The sequence below is a fragment of the Streptomyces sp. NPDC059003 genome (assembly GCF_042740445.1).
Taxonomy (GTDB): domain Bacteria; phylum Actinomycetota; class Actinomycetes; order Streptomycetales; family Streptomycetaceae; genus Streptomyces.
The window spans coordinates 96,656-110,965 of the sequence record NZ_JBHYJH010000003.1; the positions used below are offsets into that span (position 1 = coordinate 96,656).

13 protein-coding genes are annotated in these 14,310 nt (G+C 72.2%); 5 read left to right on the forward strand and 8 right to left on the reverse strand.

Going from position 1 to position 14,310, the window contains the following annotated elements:
- Positions 1 to 122 precede the first annotated feature (122 nt).
- Complete coding sequence (locus tag ACFWZ5_RS02795) at positions 123 to 473, reverse strand: ArsR/SmtB family transcription factor (protein ID WP_384787819.1); 351 nt, start codon at positions 471 to 473, stop codon at positions 123 to 125.
- A 316-nt stretch (positions 474 to 789) separates the two neighbouring features.
- On the opposite strand from ACFWZ5_RS02795, the gene ACFWZ5_RS02800 reads away from it, so the two are divergent.
- Positions 790 to 1,140, forward strand: coding sequence for an STAS domain-containing protein (locus ACFWZ5_RS02800; protein ID WP_384787816.1), 351 nt, complete (start codon positions 790 to 792; stop codon positions 1,138 to 1,140).
- An 86-nt stretch (positions 1,141 to 1,226) separates the two neighbouring features.
- On the opposite strand, the gene ACFWZ5_RS02805 is transcribed toward ACFWZ5_RS02800, so the two are convergent.
- Both ACFWZ5_RS02805 and ACFWZ5_RS02810 read right to left on the reverse strand, forming a co-directional pair.
- The gene (locus ACFWZ5_RS02805; protein WP_384787813.1) at positions 1,227 to 1,484 is read right to left on the reverse strand and encodes a hypothetical protein; all 258 of its coding nucleotides are present in this window, start codon (positions 1,482 to 1,484) and stop codon (positions 1,227 to 1,229) included.
- A 43-nt stretch (positions 1,485 to 1,527) separates the two neighbouring features.
- Entirely contained in the window at positions 1,528 to 1,953 is a 426-nt protein-coding gene (locus ACFWZ5_RS02810; protein WP_384787810.1) for an ATP-binding protein, read from the reverse strand.
- 264 nt (positions 1,954 to 2,217) lie between these two features.
- Between ACFWZ5_RS02810 and ACFWZ5_RS02815 the strand changes: the two genes are divergently transcribed.
- Positions 2,218 to 2,583 (forward strand): zinc ribbon domain-containing protein YjdM, encoded by a 366-nt coding sequence (locus tag ACFWZ5_RS02815; protein WP_384787807.1) that lies wholly within the window; start codon positions 2,218 to 2,220, stop codon positions 2,581 to 2,583.
- A gap of 19 nt (positions 2,584 to 2,602) precedes the next feature.
- On the opposite strand, the gene ACFWZ5_RS02820 is transcribed toward ACFWZ5_RS02815, so the two are convergent.
- A complete protein-coding gene (locus ACFWZ5_RS02820) occupies positions 2,603 to 2,938 on the reverse strand; it encodes an NIPSNAP family protein (protein ID WP_384787804.1) in 336 nt (111 codons plus the stop codon).
- Between the two features lie 798 nt (positions 2,939 to 3,736).
- Here ACFWZ5_RS02820 and pflB point away from each other — a divergent pair.
- The 3 genes from pflB (at position 3,737) to ACFWZ5_RS02835 (ending at position 7,684) form a co-directional block, all read left to right on the forward strand.
- Positions 3,737 to 6,004 (forward strand): formate C-acetyltransferase, encoded by a 2,268-nt coding sequence (pflB, locus tag ACFWZ5_RS02825; protein ID WP_384787801.1) that lies wholly within the window; start codon positions 3,737 to 3,739, stop codon positions 6,002 to 6,004.
- Positions 6,001 to 6,747, forward strand: coding sequence for a pyruvate formate-lyase-activating protein (gene pflA, locus ACFWZ5_RS02830; RefSeq protein WP_384787798.1), 747 nt, complete (start codon positions 6,001 to 6,003; stop codon positions 6,745 to 6,747). Before pflB ends, pflA begins: the two co-directional genes overlap by 4 nt.
- Positions 6,748 to 6,850: 103 nt before the next feature.
- Positions 6,851 to 7,684, forward strand: a complete 834-nt coding sequence (locus tag ACFWZ5_RS02835) for a universal stress protein (protein WP_384787795.1) — start codon at positions 6,851 to 6,853, stop codon at positions 7,682 to 7,684.
- 60 nt (positions 7,685 to 7,744) lie between these two features.
- On the opposite strand, the gene ACFWZ5_RS02840 is transcribed toward ACFWZ5_RS02835, so the two are convergent.
- From ACFWZ5_RS02840 to ppdK, 4 genes are all read right to left on the reverse strand, one after another.
- Positions 7,745 to 8,209 (reverse strand): pyridoxamine 5'-phosphate oxidase family protein, encoded by a 465-nt coding sequence (locus tag ACFWZ5_RS02840; protein ID WP_384787792.1) that lies wholly within the window; start codon positions 8,207 to 8,209, stop codon positions 7,745 to 7,747.
- 125 nt (positions 8,210 to 8,334) lie between these two features.
- A complete protein-coding gene (gene adhE, locus ACFWZ5_RS02845) occupies positions 8,335 to 11,007 on the reverse strand; it encodes a bifunctional acetaldehyde-CoA/alcohol dehydrogenase (protein ID WP_384787789.1) in 2,673 nt (890 codons plus the stop codon).
- Positions 11,004 to 11,483, reverse strand: a complete 480-nt coding sequence (locus ACFWZ5_RS02850; RefSeq protein ID WP_384787786.1) for a BON domain-containing protein — start codon at positions 11,481 to 11,483, stop codon at positions 11,004 to 11,006. Before ACFWZ5_RS02850 ends, adhE begins: the two co-directional genes overlap by 4 nt.
- Positions 11,443 to 14,127: a pyruvate, phosphate dikinase gene (gene ppdK / locus ACFWZ5_RS02855; RefSeq protein ID WP_384787783.1), complete on the reverse strand. Its 2,685-nt coding sequence runs from the start codon at positions 14,125 to 14,127 to the stop codon at positions 11,443 to 11,445. Before ppdK ends, ACFWZ5_RS02850 begins: the two co-directional genes overlap by 41 nt.
- Between the last annotated feature and the right edge of the window lie 183 nt (positions 14,128 to 14,310).

Here is a 14,310-nt window from a genome sequence, read left to right on the forward strand (position 1 = left end):
AGACGAAGGGATCAGAGGCGAACAGGTGCGACGTCCCGTACGAGGCACGAGCGAAGGCGGCCGCCCTTCGGTATCAGAGCGCTGACCATCACACCGAAGGGCGGCCGCCGGTCCAGGGCCGTCTACGACGGAGGTTTGGGCTCCGTCGAGACGGTCCGCAGATCGGCGAGCAGCCCGGCCTGATTGGCCAGCACGCCCGACAGGATGGTGCGTGCCACCTTGAGCAGCTCCGCCACATGCGGGCTCGTCAGCGAGTAGTAAACGGTCGAACCCTCCTTGCGGGTTACGACCAGATGCGCGCGCCGCAGCACGGCCAGTTGCTGGGAGAGGTGCGCGGGTTCGATGCCCACCTCGGGCAGCATCTCCGCGACCGCGTGCTCACGCTCGCTGAGCAGCTCGAGCACCCTGATCCGCGCAGGGTGTCCGAGTGTCTTGAAGAACTCGGCCTTGAGTTGATACAGCGGCGTACTCACCGAACCGGCCTCCTGCGCTGCCCGTCGGCGACCGGTCGAACAGGCCGTCGCCGTGAGTGCTCCGTGCATGGCTTCCGCCCGGAAATCATCAGCATGCGGCCATCCTCGCCCCTGAACACCAGGCTGATGACCTCTGGAATTGCTAACATTAGCAAGTCTGAAGGCTTGAAGAGGGAGATTCCATGCGGATCCCGAGGCCGCGCGGCGCGAGCGGCTCCTTACTCACCTGTCCAACCCGCCGCCCCGCGTGCCCCGTGCCGCTGCTGCCGAGCCCCTGTCGCAAGCTCCGTCGACCTGCGTGCGGAGAGGCGGGATCGTGGCCCTCAGCTGGCACTGCGTCGAACGGAACGGCGTGACGATCCTGGCCGTGTGCGGTCGTCTGTGCGTCGAGGACACCGTCCGGTTCACCGAAGCCCTCGCCTCGGCGCTCTCGCGCACCGCCCGGCCCGTCCTCCTCGACCTGGGCGGGCTGCACACCTGGCACCCGGAGCGCGCGGCCGCCGTCCTCGCCGCGGCCCGCACGGTCACCCACCAAGCCCGCCCGCTGGCCGTGTGCGGCACAGGTCACCTGCTGCGACACGGCCCTGGCGGCGACCGGCTCGGTCCGGCCAGGGTGTACGCGGACCGGGCCAGCGCGCTGACCGCGCTGGCCGACCACTCGCCTTGAGCAGGCTGGGCGGCCGACACCTGCTCTCCTGACGGCCTTTGACGCCCGCCGGGGCGGCTTGCCCGGCGTCGGTCCGGTTGCTGTAGTCAGCTGGGCCAGCCGCCGGTGCGCCATTCCTGCGGCTCGTCCGGCCCGTCGGGCTCCGTGCCGCGTTGTGTCCGGTGTGCGGTGAGTGCGGCGGCCAGGTCGCAGTCGACGACGGGTCCGGTGCCGCGGGCGAGGACCCAGCCGATGGCGCCGGTGAACCGGTGGGCGGCGTCCTGGCCGAGGTGTCCCGCGACGGAGAGGATGGCGAAGTCCTGCTCGATCGTGTACCGCCACTCGATGGTCATGATCGTCGTCAACTGCCTTTCGTACGCTGCCGCGTGTGCGGGCCACGGATACGGATCACAGGGGCAGCGTGATCCAGATGCTCTTGCCGCCGCCGTCGGCGTCCCCGCGCACGACTGCCGTGCCCGCCAGGCCCAGGGTGAGTTCGACGACCGTGGCCAGGCCGCCGCCCTCCGTGCCGGTGGCCGCGCCGTAGAGGGCGGGCTGGTAGGGGTGACGGTCGTGGACGCCGAAGGCGAAGGTGCCGTCGTCGGCCGCATAGATGACGGTGACCTGTGGGGAGGCCACGGCGGCGTGCCGCACGGCGTTGGTGACCAACTCGCTGAGGATCAGCAGGGCCGGCGCCACAGCCGGGTGGCGACGGCTGATGCTCCATTCGTCCAGGACCTGTTCAGCGGTCTCCCGGGCCACGCGCACCGCGGACGGCATCGTCGGCAGGGTCAGCACGTGCCGGTAGGGCAGGGCCGCACGGTCGGTCGCCATCATGCCTCCGCACGGGCGAGCCGGAATCCGCTCACGGTCAAGTGGAAGGGCTCGGCACCGGAGGCCTCGACCGGTCGGCGCGGGGCGGCAGCTGTGCTCATCGGATGGATTCCTCGCGGCGGTATGGGCGTTCTGGGCGGGGACGGCGGACAGCGCCCCGGCGCACCATCTAACGAATTGCAAAATTTTGCAATTCAGCGAGTCCATCTATCCTCAAGGGGCAACACCAAGATCCCTCGCCGAACGTCGAAATGGACCGTGCCGATGACCGACCACCTGCCGCCGTGCCCCGAATGCTCCAGCGCGTACACCTACGAGATGGGGGCGCTCCTGGTCTGCCCGGAGTGCGGGCACGAGTGGTCGCCCGCGGCCGCCGACACCGCGACCGGCACCGCGGCCGGCTCCGATTCCAAGGTCATCAGGGATTCCGTCGGGAACGTGCTCGCCGACGGCGACACGGTCACGGTGGTCAAGACCCTGAAGGTCAAGGGCAGCCCGACCGGGATCAAGGCGGGCACCAAGGTACGCGGCATCCGCCTCGTGGACGGCGTCGACGGCCACGACATCGACTGCAGGATCGACGGCTTCGGCTCCATGCAGCTCAAGTCCAGCGTGGTCAAGAAGGCCTGACCCCGGCGGGGCCTGTCCGTCACCCGCGCCGGAAGGCCTCGGCGGTCTCCTCCGGCACGTCGAGAACGATGGTGTGGGAGCTCTCGATCCGGGACACGATGGCTTCGCGGGGCCCTTGCCGCCAGGCGTCGCCGGCGTAGAACGCCTCTTCCTGTTCGCGGTGCTCCTCGAGCGAGGCGAACGCGCGGATCAGGTACGCCTCCTCGTGCCCGCCCTCGGCCACCAGCGAAGCCCCGCAGTCCACCACCCGGATGCCGGCCTTCTCCAGCAAGGGCACCGACTCCTCCCGCATCACGCGCACGAACTCGTCGCCGGTGCCGGGCTTCAGCCGGTAGGTGCGGATCTCAAGAATCACAGTCAGTCTCCTGCGGTATGCGGGTCCTTGTCGGCACGAACACCTCGTGCACGTAACCCACGGAGACTACGGGCAGCCACTGACATCCCCGCCAGGCGGACGATCGCCCCGTCTTCACGGTCGGAGTGCCGTTCGTGACCGGCCGGTTCCCGCCTGGGCGGCGCCACCGACCGGGCCCGTCTTGTCGACCGCTCACTCCCGTAGTGCGTCCGCCACCGTGCCGCCCGCCTCGGCGGCACGGCCGCCGCGCCACGGCGGAGCCGTCGTCCGGCGGCCCTGGAGCCAGGCGTGGGCGGCCTTGTCGGTCTGGCGGCGCAGCCGGTCGAGGAGCTGGTCGATGAGCTCCCGCCCGCGTGATCCTTACCTCGCCGGTAACGGCGGGCAGCCCGGGACGGCTCACGACGGTGGCGATCTTCGCCTGCGCGTAGGCCAGGACCTCGTCGTCCACCTCGCCGCGGTCCGCACAGGAACACCGTGGCGACGTCGGGCAGTTCGACGTCGTCGAGGTCCATCAGGCCGACGCGGGCGTCGGGGAGCCGCTCGGTGAGTTCGCGGATCTCGGCGCGCGGGCCGTGGGCGACGGGGGAGCGGTCGGCGTGCAGGACGAGCACGGGGTGGGGTCGAACGGCCCCGCCCAGTCGGGAACATCGGCCCCGCGAGCCGGTCGGGAACAGGGCCGGACGGCGCCCCGAGGGCCCCCGACGGCCCTGTCCGCGGCCCTCCGCGCGGACGAGCATCGAATGCGGAGACATCCGCGGACCCCGCGGACGCCCGCGCGAACCGATGCGGAGGCAAGCGATGACGACGACGGCCCCGACAGGCGTGGCGGCACCCGAGTCCGGGTCCGCGTGGCGCGGCTTCGCGGGCGAGCGGTGGCGGGAGCGCGTCGACGTGCGTGACTTCATCCAGGCCACCTACGCGCCCTACGAGGGCGACGCGGCCTTCCTGACCGGACCCACGGACCGCACCCGCGCCGTCTGGCGGAAGGTCAGCGCGCTGTTCCCCGAAGAGCGGCGCAAGGGCGTCCTCGACGTCGACACCGCCACACCCTCGACGATCACGTCGCACGCGCCCGGATACATCGACCGGGACCTGGAGCTCATCGTCGGCCTGCAGACCGACGCCCCGCTGAAGCGCGCGATCATGCCGAACGGCGGCCTCCGCATGGTCGAGAACAGCCTGCGGGCCTACGGCTACCGGCCCGACCCCTTCGTGACGAAGGTCTTCGGCACCTACCGCAAGACCCACAACGACGGCGTGTTCGACGCCTACACGCCCACCATGAGGGCCGCCCGCAAGGCCGGGATCATCACGGGCCTGCCGGACGCCTACGGCCGCGGCCGCATCATCGGCGACTACCGGCGCGTCGCGCTGTACGGCACGGACCGGCTGATCGCCGCCAAGCGCGCCGAGCACGCCCTGCTGGACGCCCGCCCCTCCACCGAGCACGTCATCCGCGACCGCGAGGAACTCGCCGAGCAGATCAGGGCGTTGGAGGAGCTGACGCACATGGCGGCCGCCTACGGCTGTGACGTCACCCGCCCCGCCACCACCGCCCACGAGGCCGTGCAGTGGCTGTACCTCGGCTACCTCGCCGCGGTGAAGGAGCAGAACGGCGCGGCGATGTCCCTCGGCCGCACCTCGACCTTCCTGGACGTCTACCTCCAGCGGGACCTCGACGAGGGCACCCTCGACGAGCGCCGCGCCCAGGAGCTCATCGACGACTTCGTGATCAAGCTGCGGATCGTACGGTTCCTGCGCACGCCCGAGTACGACGCCCTGTTCTCCGGCGACCCGACCTGGGTGACGGAGTCCATCGGCGGCATCGGCGCGGACGGACGCCCCCTGATCACCCGCACCTCCTTCCGCTTCCTGCAGACCCTGTACAACCTCGGCCCCGCCCCCGAACCCAACCTCACGATCCTGTGGTCGCCCCGACTCCCGTCCGGATTCAAGGAGTTCTGCGCCCGCGTCTCCATCGACACCAGCGCGGTCCAGTACGAGTCCGACGAGCTGACGCGGCCGGTCACGGGCGACGACACCGCGATCGCCTGCTGCGTCTCCGCGATGGCCGTGGGACGGCAGATGCAGTTCTTCGGGGCGCGCGTCAACCTCGCCAAGGCGCTCCTGTACGCCGTCAATGGCGGCCGGGACGAGCTCACCGGCGAGCAGATCGCCCCCGAGGCCCCGGCTCTGAGCGGTGAGTACCTGGAGTACGACGAGCTGTCGGCGGCGTACGACCACATGCTGGACTGGCTGGCGGAGACCTACGTCGACGCGCTCAACGTCATCCACTACATGCACGACAAGTACGCCTACGAGCGCATCGAGATGGCGCTGCACGACCACCCCGTACACCGCTTCATGGCCTGCGGGATCGCCGGGCTCTCGGTCGCCGCCGACAGCCTGTCCGCCGCCAAGTACGCCCGGGTGAAGGTGATCCGGGACGAGAAGGGCCTGGCCGTCGACTACGAAACCGAGGGCGCGTACCCGGCCTACGGCAACAACGACGACCGCGCCGACGCGCTCGCCGTCGGCCTGGTGGAGTCGTTCATGGCGAAGGTGCGCAAGCACCCCACCTACCGCAACGCCGAACACACCCAGTCCGTGCTCACCATCACCTCCAACGTCGTCTACGGCAAGCACACCGGCAACACCCCCGACGGGCGCCGCGCCGGACAGCCCTTCGCCCCCGGCGCCAACCCGATGAACGGCCGCGACCGGCACGGCGTGGTCGCCTCGGCGCTGTCCGTGGCGAAGATCCCCTACGAGCAGGCGCGCGACGGCGTCTCCCTGACCACCACGATCACCCCCGAGGGCCTGGGCCACCACCCGTCCGACAGGCCCGGCAACCTCGTCGGCATCCTCGACGCCTACACGGCGTCCGGCGGCTTCCACATGAACGTCAACGTCCTGGACCGCGCCGTCCTCGAGGACGCCATGGACCACCCGGAGAAGTACCCGGAGCTGACCATCCGGGTCTCCGGCTACGCCGTCAACTTCGTCCGCCTCACGCGCGAGCAGCAACGCGACGTGATCAGCCGCACCTTCCACGGGGCACTGTGAAGACCACGACCGGCCGGGTGACGGGGCGCGTCCACTCCTGGGACCTGTCCACGGGCGTGGACGGCCCCGGCACCCGGTTCGTGCTGTTCGTCAGCGGCTGCCCGCTGCGCTGCCTGTACTGCGCCAACCCCGACACCTGGCACCTGCGCGACGGGCGGCTGACCACCGTCGACGAGGTCATGGCGGAGATCGACACGTACCGGCCGTTCGTCACCACCGCCGGGGGAGGAGTGACGCTCACCGGCGGCGAGCCGCTGCTCCAGCCCGCCTTCACCGGCGCCCTCCTGCGCCGCTGCAAGGAGGCGGGGCTGCACACCGCCCTGGACACCTCCGGCTTCCTCGGCGCCCGCGCCGACGACGCGCTGCTCGCCGACACCGACCTGGTGCTGCTCGACATCAAGTCCTTCGACATCGCCGCCTACCGGAGGCTGACCGGGGGCGAACTCGCCCCCACCCTCAGCTTCGCCACCCGCATGGACCGGCTCGGCACCGCCGTATGGGTCCGCTACGTCCTGGTGCCCGGCTGGACCGACGCCGAGGCCGCCGTCGACGGCCTCGGCGCGTTCCTCGCCGGGCTGCACACCGTCGACCGCGTGGACGTCCTGCCGTTCCACAAGCTCGGCGCCCACAAGTACGACGCCCTCGGCATCCCCTTCACACTGCGCGACACGCCGGCACCGAGCCCCGAGCTCACCGAGCGGGTGCGCGAGCAGTTCCGGGCGCACGGCCTGCGGGCGTTCTGACCTCAAGCACCACTGAACTGCACCTCACGCACACCACTGAACTGCACCTCACGCACCACAGAGCCGCACCTCAAGCACTACAGAGCAGCGAAGGGCAGGAGAAATGACCATGCGTCATGTCGTCGTCGGGGTGGACGGCTCCCCGGTCGCCGTGCGGGCCCTCGACCGGGCCGCGGAGGAAGCCCAACGGCGCCGCGCCGCCCTGCGCGTCGTGTACGCCGTGCCCGACCGTGACGAGGCGGGACCGGTCCTCGCGGCCGCCGCCTCCCGGGTACGTGCCCGGTGCCCCGGAGTGCCCGTCGTCACCTCGGCCGTCGAAGGCGGCGCGGCCCACGTGCTGGCGCGTGAAGGGCGCGGCGCCGACCTCACCGTCGTGGGCACCCGGGGACTCGGCGGCCTCGTCGGGCCGCTGCTCGGCTCGGTGAGCCTGCGGCTGGCCGCGCGGACCCGAAGTCCCTTACTCGTCGTACGAGGAGACCGTCCGCGCCGCCCCATGGGCACGGTGCTGCTGGGCGTCGAGAGCGACGCCGACGCCGACGCCGCGGCGTACGCCTTCGCCGATGCCGAACGCCGCCATGTGCGAGTGAACGTCCTGCACGCCTGGACACGGGGGCTCCTGGCGCCCGCACTGCCTTCGCCCATGTCCGCGACGAGCCCGGCGCAGGAGGAGGCGGTCCGGCGCGTCAGGAGCGAGGAGGCCGTGCCCCGCTTCTCCGTGGCCGCGCTGCGCGAGCGATACCCCGGGGTCGGCATCGAGGCGCGCACGGTCCGCACCGGCCCCGCGCACGCGCTGCTCGACGCCACCCGCGACTCCGACGTGGTCGTCATCGCCGCCCACCGCCGCCCCGGCCGGGCCAAGGCGCACCTGGGACCGGTGACCCGCGCCCTGCTCCACCACTCCCACTGCCCGGTCGTGATCGTCCCGGCCGGTAGGTGACGTCACCCCGTCCCGGGCCGCCGACTCGGCCCGGGACGGGGCGGTGGCCGGACGACCGCCTCATGTGCCGGCGTGCTGGTCCGCCTCGGTCAGGAGGATGCCGGTGACCAGGTCGGGGCGGATGCGGACCGCGTAGTCCATCGTCTGCTGCACCCAGGGGTGCAGCAGCGCCTGGTAGCGGGCCAGCTCCCGGGCGTCGGTCACCAGGTGGGCGTAGCCGGTGGCCACCACGCTCCAGCCCAGGTGCGTGTCCGGGTCGATGGCGTCGGCCTCGTAGGCGACGACCACGCCGGACGGGCCGGTCTGCCGGGTGTGGGAGGTCAGCGCCGCGCGTTCGTGGGTGCGGATGACGATGTCGCCGTCGTCCAGGACGTGGTTGACGGGACGGATGCTCGGCAGCGCGTGCCGGGTGAAGACGATCCTGCCCAAGGACACGGTGCCGAGCAGCCGCAGGGCTTCGGCGCTTTCGAGCTCGACGCTCCGGCGCGGCCCGGGAGAGGCCGGGCGCCGCCTGTCAGTTCCCATGGTCAACTTCCGTATGGACTCGCCGGTCGCACCGTGCCCTCGTCGAGGGCACCCACCGCCCCATCGAATCATCGTTCGGACGCGCCGAGGCAGGGCCGTACGGCCCTGCCTCGGACCGGTGGTCCCTACGGGCGCGGCACCGCGACCGTGCCGTAGTAGGCCGTGCGCATGATCTCCTGCATGTCGTCGAGCATCGGCAGGCGCGGGTTCGCGGGCGCGCACTGGTCCTCGTAGGCGTTGAGGGCCTGCTGGGGCAGGGCGTCGAGGAAGGCGTGCTCGTCGACGCCCAGGGCCTGGAACGACGGCTCGATGCCGACGGCGTCCCGCAGCCGCTCCACCGCGCGGGCGAGCGACTCCACCCCCTCCTGCGGGGTGGCGGCGGGCAGGCCGAGGGTGCGGGCGATGTCCTGGAAGCGTTCGGGGGCGCGGTAGTCCTCGTACTTCGGCCAGCCCGTGAGCTTCGTGGGCACGGTGCCGTTGTAGCGGATGACGTGCGGCAGCAGGACCGCGTTGGTGCGGCCGTGCGCGATGTGGAAGGTCGCGCCCAGGGTGTGGGACATGGCGTGGACGATGCCGAGGAAGGCGTTGCCGAAGGCCATGCCCGCGATGGTGCCCGCGTTGTGCATCTTCTCGCGCGCGTCCGGCCGGGCCGCCCGGTCGTTCACCGCCGCCTCGATGTGGTCGAAGACCATCCGGATCGCCTGCAGGGCCGGGCCGTCGGTGAAGTCGTTGGCGTACACCGACACATACGCCTCGATGGCGTGGGTGAGGGCGTCGAAGCCGCTGTCCGCGGCCAGGGCCGGGGGCAGGTCGGTGGTCAGCAGCGGGTCGACGATGGCCACGCTGGGGGTGAGCGCGTAGTCGGCCAGGGGGTACTTCCTGCCGGTGGCCGGGTCGGAGATGACCGCGAAGGGGGTGACCTCGGCTCCCGTCCCGGAGGTGGTGGGCACGCACACCAGGCGGGCGCGCGCACCGAGCACGGGGAAGCGGAAGGCGCGCTTGCGGATGTCGGAGAACTTGTGCCGCATGTCGGCGAAGTCGATGTCCTTGCCGTCGGCCTGCTGCTCGTACAGCAGCCACATCACCTTGGCCGCGTCCATGGGGGATCCGCCGCCGAGCGCGACGATGGTGTCGGGACGGAAGTCCCGCATGAGGCGGGCGCCGCGCTGGACGGAGTCGATGCTCGGCTCGGGCTCGACGTCGTCGATGATCTGTACGGTGACGGGCTCCCGGCGCCGTTGCAGGACGTGGTTGACGCGGTCCACGAAGCCGAGGCGGGTCATGGTCGCGTCGGTGACGACGGTGACGCGGTGCACGCCCGGCATGTCGGCGAGGTACCGGATGGCCTGCGGCTCGAAGTAGACCTTCGGCGGGATCTTGAACCACTGCATGTTGTTGCGGCGCGCGGTGAGCCGCTTGATGTTGAGCAGCTGGACGGCCGAGACGTTGTTGGACACCGACGTGCTGCCCCACGATCCGCAGCCCAGCGTCAGCGACGGCAGCAGGTGGTTGTAGATGCCGCCGATCGCACCCTGCGACGACGGGGCGTTGACGATGATCCGCACGGCCTTCAGACGGCTGCCGAAGGCCTCCGCGAGCGCCGGGTCCTCGGTGTGGATGACGGCGCTGTGGCCCTGGCCGTGGAAGGCGACCATGTCGGCGGCCAGCTCGAAGCCCTGCCGGGTGGAGGCGGCGCGCAGGACGGCGAGCACCGGGCAGAGCTTCTCGCGCGTGAGCGGCTCGTCCGGGCCGACCCGCTCCGCCCCGACCAGAATGACCGAGGTGTCGGCGGGCACGCCGAAGCCCGCCTGCTCGGCGATCCACGCCGGACTCCGGCCGACGGCCGCGGAGTTGACCTTGGGCTCGCAGCCCGAGCCCGCGGCACCGGCGGGAAACAGGAACGCCTCCAGCTTCGCCTTCTCCTCGGCGGTGGCCAGATGGGCGTGCAGGGCGCGGAACTCGGCGAGCGCCGCGTCGTGGATCTCGTCGTCGAGGATGACGGCCTGCTCGGAGGCGCAGATCATGCCGTTGTCGAACGCCTTGGACAGCACCAGGTCGTTGACCGCCCGGCGCAGCCGCGCGCTCTTGTGCACATACGCGGGTACGTTGCCCGCGCCCACGCCCAGGGCCGGCTTGCCCGCCGAATAGGCCGCCTTGACCATGGCGTTGCCGCCGGTGGCGAGGATCAGCGCGACGCCCGGGTGACGCATCAGGGCGCCGGTCGCCTCGAGTGAAGGGGCCTCGATCCACTGGACGCAGTGCTCCGGCGCGCCCGCGGCGACGGCCGCGTCACGGACGATCCGTGCCGCCTCGGCGCTGCATCGCTGTGCGGAGGGGTGGAAGGCGAACACGACCGGGTTGCGGGTCTTCAGGGCGAGCAGCGCCTTGAAGATCGTGGTGGAGGTGGGGTTGGTGACGGGCGTGACCGCGCACACCACCCCCACCGGTTCGGCGATCTCCACCATGTCCTCGGTGGCGTCGCGGGCGATGACGCCGACGGTCTTCATCGGGCCCATGCTGTGCGTGACGTGCTCACAGGCGAACATGTTCTTGACGGCCTTGTCCTCGAAGACGCCGCGCCCGGTCTCCGCGACCGCGAGCCCGGCCAGCGCGGTGTGCTGGTCCAGGGCGGCGACCGAGGCCTTGTTCACGATGTGGTCGACCTGCTCCTGGGTGAGGGGCTCGTAGTCGGCGAGCGCCTTGAGCCCGGCCGTCACCAGCCGGTCCACGGCGACGGTGATGTCGGATGGCGCGTCGGCGGGCGGAGCGGTCCGGGGGCGGTCGTCGTGGCGGGTCATGAGGGGTGCCTCCGTCGTCGAGAGCGGGAGCCGCACAGCACGGGCGGCGCGGGGGCGGGGACCGGTCCCGCCCTCACAAGCAGCCTCGCGCGGACCCGGTGCGCGCCCCAGGACCCGATGGACCCCGAGCGGGGCCTGACCGGTCTCCAACCGGCGGGGCCGGGTGGCCCTGCCCCCCGGGGGCACCGGCGGATTTCAGCCCGCCCACGACGCCGACGCCCCCCGTCGACCCGCCAGGCCTGCCGGAGGACACGCGGGACGTCTCCGGGACGGCCGAGGACCCCGTCCAGCGTGACCACGCCGTCCCGGACCGCGACGGTCACGTCCGCGCGGGGCAGACCGGCGAGGGTCAGCACGTCGAGCACGTCCTGATGGATCTCCCCATCCGTCCCACTTCCTTGGCCCGGTCGGCGAACGGACGTCGTGCCGGGCGCGTCACCTGCTGTCGCTGTCCTCCGTGTCGCCGAGCGCCGCACGACCGGCCTCCAGGCGGGCCACCGGGACGCGGAACGGGGAGCACGAGACGTAGTCGAGGCCTGCCGCGTGGAAGAAGCGGACGGACTCGGGGTCGCCGCCGTGCTCGCCGCAGATCCCGATCTTCAGGTCGGGCCGCTCGGCGCGGCCCTCGGCCACGGCGATCCGGATCAGCCGGCCCACGCCCTCCTGGTCGATCGTCTCGAACGGCGACACCTTGAAGATGCCCTTGTCCAGGTAGGCGGCGAAGAACGCCGCCTCGACGTCGTCGCGGGAGAAGCCCCAGGTGGTCTGCGTGAGGTCGTTCGTGCCGAAGGAGAAGAACCGGGCCTCGCGCGCGATGCGGCCCGCGGTGAGGGCGGCCCTCGGCAGCTCGATCATCGTGCCGACCGGGCACTGGACCGCAATGCCCGAGGCGGCGGAGACCTCCGCCTGCACCCGCTCCACCTCCGCCCGCACCAGGCGCAGTTCCTCGACCGTGTCGATCAGCGGGACCATGATCTCCGCCCGCGGGTCCCCGCCCGCCCGCTTGCGCTCCACGACCGCCTCGGCGACGGCCCGTACCTGCATGGCGACGAGGCCGGGCGCCACCAGGCCCAGGCGCACGCCGCGCAGGCCGAGCATCGGGTTCTCCTCGTGCATGCGGTTCACGGCGTCGAGCAGCTCGGCGTCGTGCGCGCTGGGCGGGCTGCCGTGCGCCTCGGCGGCGGCCAGGCGGACGGCCAGTTCGGTGCGGTCCGGCAGGAACTCGTGCAGCGGCGGGTCGAGGAGGCGGATGGTGACCGGAAGGCCGTCCATCGCCTCCAGAATGCCGACGAAGTCCCGGCGCTGGAGAGGGAGCAGCGCGTCGAGGGCCCGCTCGCGTTCGCCGTCGGTACGGGCCAGGATCATCGCCTCGACCAGTCGCCGCCGGTCGCCGAGGAACATGTGCTCGGTGCGGCACAGGCCGATCCCCTCGGCACCGAACCGCCGGGCCCGGGCGGCGTCCTCGGGAGTGTCCGCGTTCGCCCGCACACCCAGGCGCCGCACGCCGTCGGCCCGGCCCAGGGCGCGGTCCACGGCGTCGACCAGGGCGCCCGAGCGCTCGCCCGTCTCGAAGTACCGCATCACCGCGGAGTCCACGAGCGGCACCGCCCCGGCGTACACAGCGCCCGCGGAGCCGTCGACCGAGATGACCGTGCCCTCCTCGACGAGGACGCCGCCCGCGGTGAAGCGGCGCCCCTGCGGGTCCACGGCGAGCTCCTCGGCGCCGCACACACAGACCTTGCCCATACCGCGGGCGACCACCGCCGCGTGACTGGTCTTGCCGCCGCGCGACGTCAGCACGGCCTGGGCCGCGACCATGCCGGGCAGGTCGTCCGGGGTGGTCTCCTGCCGTACGAGGACGACCTTCTCTCCGGCCGCGGCACGCCGGACGGCCTCGGCGCAGTCGAACACCGCGGCACCGACGGCGGCGCCCGGCGACGCCGGGATCCCGTGCGCCAGCGCGGCACCGACCGCCGCGGTGTCGAACCGCGGGAACATCAGCCGGGCCAGACCCTCGCCGCCGACACGGGCCAGCGCCTCGTCGGGAGTGATCAGGCCCTCGTCGGCCAGCTCGGCGGCGAGGGCGAACGCGGCCTCGGCGGTGCGCTTGCCCACCCGGGTCTGCAGCATCCACAGCGTGCCGCGCTCGATGGTGAACTCGATGTCGCACAGGTCCCGGTAGTGCGACTCCAGCGTCCGCAGATGGCCGCGCAGCCGGTCGTACGACGTCGGGTCCAGACGTTCCAGTTCGGTCAGCGGGACGGTGTTGCGGAGGCCCGCGACGACGTCCTCGCCCTGCGCGTCGGCCAGGTAGTCGCCGTACGGGCCGCGACGCCCGGTGGCCGGGTCGCGGGTGAAGGCGACGCCGCTGCCCGAGTCGGCCCCCAGGTTGCCGAAGACCATGCGCTGCACGGTGACGGCGGTGCCCAGGTCGTCGGGGATGCGCTCACGACGGCGGTAGAGCCGGGCGCGCTCGCCGTTCCAGGACGCGAAGACGGCGCGGATGGACCGGCGCAGCTGCTCGGCCGGGTCCTGCGGGAACTCCTCACCGGTCTCCCGCCTGATGAGCTCCTTGTAGGCGTCGACCAGGCCCGCGAGGTCCGACGCGTCCAGCCGCAGGTCGTCCGCGGTACCCCGGGACGCCTTCAGACGGGCGAGCTCCCGCTCGAACAGCGCGGAGTCGACGCCCATCACCGTGCTGCCGAACATCTGGAGGAGGCGGCGGTAGGAGTCCCAGGCGAAGCGCTCGCTCCCGGACACCTTGGCGAGCCCCCGGACGGCGTCGTCGGTGAGACCGATGTCGAGGATCGTCTCCATCATGCCCGGCATGGAGAAGCGCGCCCCGGACCGCACGGAGACCAGCAGGGGATCGTCCGGCTGCCCGAGCCGCCGCCCCGCCGTCCGCTCCAGGGCGGCCAGGTGGGCCGCGACCTCGTCGGCCAGGCCGTCCGGCTCGCCGCCCGCGGTCAGGAACGCGCAGCAGGCCTGCGTGGTGACGGTGAAACCGGGTGGTACGGGAAGGCCCAAACGGGTCATCTCGGCCAGGTTGGCGCCCTTGCCGCCGAGCAGCTCGGCCATGTCGCGGCTGCCCTCGGTGAACGCGTACACGTACGGGACCATGGCGGTGTGCTCTTCCTTCCGGCGTCGGGGACAGGGCCGGGCCCGGGCCGGCCGCCGCGGGGTGCGGGGCGGCCGGCGAGCCGCGGGCGCGCACCGGGCGGGAGAGGGGCGCGGGTCGGTCACAAGTCGCGGGTCACAAGTCGCGGGTCGCGGGTCGCGGGTCGCGGGTCGCGACGGGACGCT